This window comes from Aurantimonas coralicida DSM 14790 (genome assembly GCF_000421645.1).
GTDB classification, from domain to species: domain Bacteria; phylum Pseudomonadota; class Alphaproteobacteria; order Rhizobiales; family Rhizobiaceae; genus Aurantimonas; species Aurantimonas coralicida.
In genome coordinates, this window is sequence record NZ_ATXK01000031.1 from 1 (window position 1) to 3828 (window position 3828).

The window sequence follows — 3828 nt, forward strand, 5'->3', positions numbered from 1 at the left end:
TCATGAATCGCCAGTCCGCTCCTCAACTGCATCAGATATGAGTCAGACCCAATTTTGGACGCCGATCGGGGGTCAATTTTGAAGGCCGTTTGACACCTCCTCGCCGAGTCCGGGACGCTGATCATCCATATCGACGAATTCCAGCACGTTGCGGAAGCGGAGCCTGAGGACGCCGAGGAGGTCGTCGACACGCTGAAGAACGTCTCCCAGCAGAACGATCATCCGATCTCGCTGGTCCTGTCCGGCCTTCCGGAAATCCGCGACTTCATCGCCGGCCACTTCGCAAATACCCAGATCACGCGACGCGACCGCTTCTTCGAGATCCCGCGCCTCGACATCGAACGTGACCGGGTGAAGCTGACGGAATTCGTGGGCGAGATAGCGGCGGCCGCCGGTCTCGAAGATCGGACCCGGAACCACCCGGACTTCCTCGACCGGCTCGCCCATGCATCGACGAACCAGTTGGGACGCTTCGGCATCGTCGCGACGCTCGCGGCAAACGAGGCGCTGCTTCTCAGGGACGAGGTACTCGAACCCGGCCACTTCGCCGAGGCGATCAGGCTTCTGACTCTCTGCCCCGACGAGAGCAACGTTTTCCTTGTTTCCGATTGGCCCGATATGTCGGTCTGGCCGGACGACGACGCGGCGCGCCGGTTCGTCGCCGAGGACGAAGACGCGTTCTACGCGAACGGCCGGAAGACGAGGAAGAAGAGCAGGACGGCGGCGGCGACCCCGAACAGGATCGCGGCGGAATGACGCCCGGGCTCCTTCCACGCCGACCGCGACCCCGCCACGACGAAACCCCGTGGAGCTACGCCTCACGCCTTGCTTGGGCGAACGGCGCGTCGTCGATCGAGCATATGCTCATCCGCTGGGGCACCCGCGTCTTCGACGTCGCGAACGGCCGGCCGGAAGCGCTGCGTCTTCTGGGTAGCCTGTCCGGAACGACCGGGCCGTCCGTCGCGAACGTCCTCGAACGCGACGGCGCGGTCTACCGGGTGTGCGGAGAGCGCCTCGGCAAGCACAACCTCGTCCGCCGGCGTTTCGTGATCTGCCCAGTCTGCGCAGCCGAGGACGTGGCGACAGGGCGTGGTTCCGAACCTCTTCGAACGCACGGGCGCTTCGGCTGGGCGATCGAGGCCTTGCGGACCTGTGCCGTCCACGAGACGCCACTGCGCGAATACGAGCCGGCGACGACGATCGGCGGGATCGAGTTCGCGTGGTGCGTAGAGAAGAACCTGGAAGCCATCCTCGCCGACGCCTGCCGGGCAAGGCATCGGGCGCGGAACGACGGAGAGCTATATCTGGCCGGCCGGCTCGGTCTCGGGCTGCGGGGCGATGTGCCGTTCCTCGATGCGCTTCCGTTCCAGGCGGCCGAACGCCTCCTCGATATCGTCGGATCCGTCGTCGTCGATGGTCCTGCCGCCGTCCGCCGGAGTCTGCCGCCGGAGAACGCATGCCTGGCGCTCGCCGAAGGCTTCGCCGTCATGCAGGACGGCGCCGACGGTCTGCGCCGGACGCTCGGACGGCTGCTCGACGACACGCTTGCCGACCCGGACGCGAACTGGGGGCTTCGCCCGATGCTCGGCCGACTGCACGACTCCTTCATTCCGCGAGAAGCGGGTCCGGAAGTCGATTCGGTACGCGAGATCATTGCCGAGTTCGTCGCGGAGCGCATGCCGCGGTTCCAGACGGGCTTCACGGTAGGCCGGCAGGTCGACAATCGGCTCCTCTCGATCCGGGCTGCGTCGAGAGAGTTCGGCTGGCATCCGGTAACTCTCCGCAAGGTCCTCATGCATTTCGGGCTGATCGGGTCGGAGACAGACGGGCTGATGGACGAGCGGGTCGTTTTCGAGCGCGGAGCGTTCGAGGCGGCGATCCCGCCCTACGCCGAGACGTTCAGCCGGAACGGCCTCGCCAAGCATCTCGGTCTGTCGCGTGTTCACGCTCTCAAGGTCATCCCCACTTACATCGAGCCGCTATACGGACCGGATGAAGCCTCGGGGCTGGGCGAGTTTCGGTACACGCGGGCGGCTGCCGACGATTTCATGGACCGGCTCTTTGTCGGCTCCGTCGACTTCGAGGTGGCCGGCGACGGCATGGTCGACCTGAACCAGGCGTGCAAGCGGACATGCTCGAGCGTCACGGACGTCCTCGACCTCGCTTTGTCCGGCAATCTCGCGTGGAAGGGGCGCGTCGCCGGCCGGCGGGACTACGGCGCCCTGTTGCTCGACCTCGCTGAGATCTGCGGGCATCTGCGCGGCGAAGATCACGGCGGTCTGGCGGCCTACAAGGCAGCGCGGATCATGGGCGTTTCGCCCGAGGTGGTCGCGAAGCTTATGGAGATCGGTGCTCTGCCGTCGTTCGAAGCGATCGATCCAGTGAACCGGTGTCCGGTGCGGGTCACGCGGCCGGAGGACATCGCGGCGTTTCAGGCGAAGTACATCACGCTGAAGGCGCTGGCGGCAGAGCGTGGAGAGCGGTTGCTGAGAACTAAGAGGACGCAAACGGAACTGAATATTGAAGCAGCCTTTGACCCCGGCTTCGTCGGGGTTAGCATATATCCTCGCTTGCGAAACGGCCGCTCTGGGACACTCTCCGAGAATCAGGCACACTGTGCATAAATTTGTTGGTCCGATCTGGTGTATTGGTGCAGCTATGGAAGAGCACGGCAGCGATCATTGGCGTCAAAATCGGCTCATCGCCGAAAAGCTAATCGAATTGGCGCCGCCTAGGCACGATAGATTTCCTAAAGAAAACTCAGACGACGGCGACAACGACGACGAGTTCAAAATATTTAATTGTGAAATTGACGATCATGCGGAAATCGAGGCAAACCGGATTATCGGACAACTGGAATTTTCGTTAAAAAGAAGCGAATGGAGATTTCATGATATATATGATTTAATTGATCTTCAAAACTGGAGTTTTTCAACCTACCTAAATGAAGAATATCCTAGAGATATACATCTTGGCTACTTAATACCTAGAAAAATCTCAGCCTTATATCGCAACGTTCCCCCAATTGTCGTTGCATTTTTGATCGAACTGCCTGGCGGAAAAGATTTCCTCGACAGAGAAAACCATAATTTTGGGTGGCACTATCATTATCTGGACAAAAAACATCGTCGTTCAGACGTGATACTATCGTGGGATACTAGGTGGAAGTTAGGCGCGAAACATTTATCCGGCAGTGCTATAAGGCCAATTTTCTCTGAAAGGCATGCAGAAGGGAAGGCGAAATTCGTCGCTAGGCCAGAGCTTTGGGGGGATACGAAGCGTGAATCAGTTCACGAATCTTGCTCACCCGATCTTAAAAGAGACATTAAAGAATTCCGTTGTGCGAGCAATAAGTCAGACGCTGTTTGGCCCATCGGCTCAGTCTTAACACCACAACAAACAACAGCTTCAGTATCTGGTGGGGCCGTAGGGTCGCAAGCGCCGAAAAGAAAAAATCGCAATAAACGCTGAGTGATGAACTTCTTGTTCCTCAGGCCAATTGAATAAGCGATTGCGGAAGATGCCCGTTACGGCCATCGCCCCGTGAACCCCGACCTCCTCGCCAGTGCCATCAACGGTGCCACGGCTTCCCGATGCGCCGAGAGGAAGTCGGGGTCTTCCAGCCCTTGAAGATCGACCCGCAGATCGGCCTCATACTCGCCCAGGACCTTGTCGATGTCCTTGCCGCCGATACGCTTCGCCTTCTCCACCAAAGCGAGGTGCGTCAACCCCATCCTGAGTTCCAGCGCGAGGTGCAACACCCCCTAGCCGATGTAGGATCGGCTTGGTTTCCAGACCTTTCGGGAGTGTTGCCATGTCATGCTACGA

The 3828-nt window shown here is 60.0% G+C and carries 5 protein-coding genes; 3 read left to right on the forward strand and 2 right to left on the reverse strand.

The annotated features are described in order from the left end of the window. Nucleotides 1–72: 72 nt before the first annotated feature. Nucleotides 73–447 carry a hypothetical protein gene (locus tag H536_RS25300; protein WP_024352472.1) on the reverse strand — a complete coding sequence of 125 codons (375 nt, stop codon included), beginning with the start codon at nucleotides 445–447 and terminating at the stop codon, nucleotides 73–75. A gap of 15 nt (nucleotides 448–462) precedes the next feature. On the opposite strand from H536_RS25300, the gene H536_RS25305 reads away from it, so the two are divergent. From H536_RS25305 to H536_RS24730, 3 genes are read left to right on the forward strand one after another with little or no spacing between them, the layout of a single operon-like run. Further along, nucleotides 463–756 (forward strand): hypothetical protein, encoded by a 294-nt coding sequence (locus tag H536_RS25305; protein WP_024352473.1) that lies wholly within the window; start codon nucleotides 463–465, stop codon nucleotides 754–756. Further along, on the forward strand, nucleotides 753–2624 hold the full coding sequence (locus H536_RS0122095) for a TniQ family protein (RefSeq protein ID WP_081652039.1): 1872 nt from the start codon (nucleotides 753–755) through the stop codon (nucleotides 2622–2624). The genes H536_RS25305 and H536_RS0122095 overlap by 4 nt, the downstream gene beginning before the upstream one ends. After that, complete coding sequence (locus H536_RS24730; protein WP_155898613.1) at nucleotides 2617–3471, forward strand: hypothetical protein; 855 nt, start codon at nucleotides 2617–2619, stop codon at nucleotides 3469–3471. The genes H536_RS0122095 and H536_RS24730 overlap by 8 nt, the downstream gene beginning before the upstream one ends. Nucleotides 3472–3527: 56 nt before the next feature. Here the strand turns inward: H536_RS24730 and H536_RS0122110 are convergent, their stop codons facing one another. Further along, nucleotides 3528–3734: a hypothetical protein gene (locus H536_RS0122110; RefSeq protein ID WP_060577031.1), complete on the reverse strand. Its 207-nt coding sequence runs from the start codon at nucleotides 3732–3734 to the stop codon at nucleotides 3528–3530. Between the last annotated feature and the right edge of the window lie 94 nt (nucleotides 3735–3828).

Excerpts from the sequence above, each read along its gene's own strand:
- H536_RS25300 (WP_024352472.1), bottom strand. The coding sequence starts at position 447 with ATGGGCGAGCCGGTCGAGGAAGTCCGGGTGGTTCCGGGTCCGATCTTC.
- H536_RS0122095 (WP_081652039.1), top strand. The coding sequence starts at position 753 with ATGACGCCCGGGCTCCTTCCACGCCGACCGCGACCCCGCCACGACGAA.
- H536_RS0122110 (WP_060577031.1), bottom strand. The coding sequence starts at position 3,734 with ATGGGGTTGACGCACCTCGCTTTGGTGGAGAAGGCGAAGCGTATCGGC.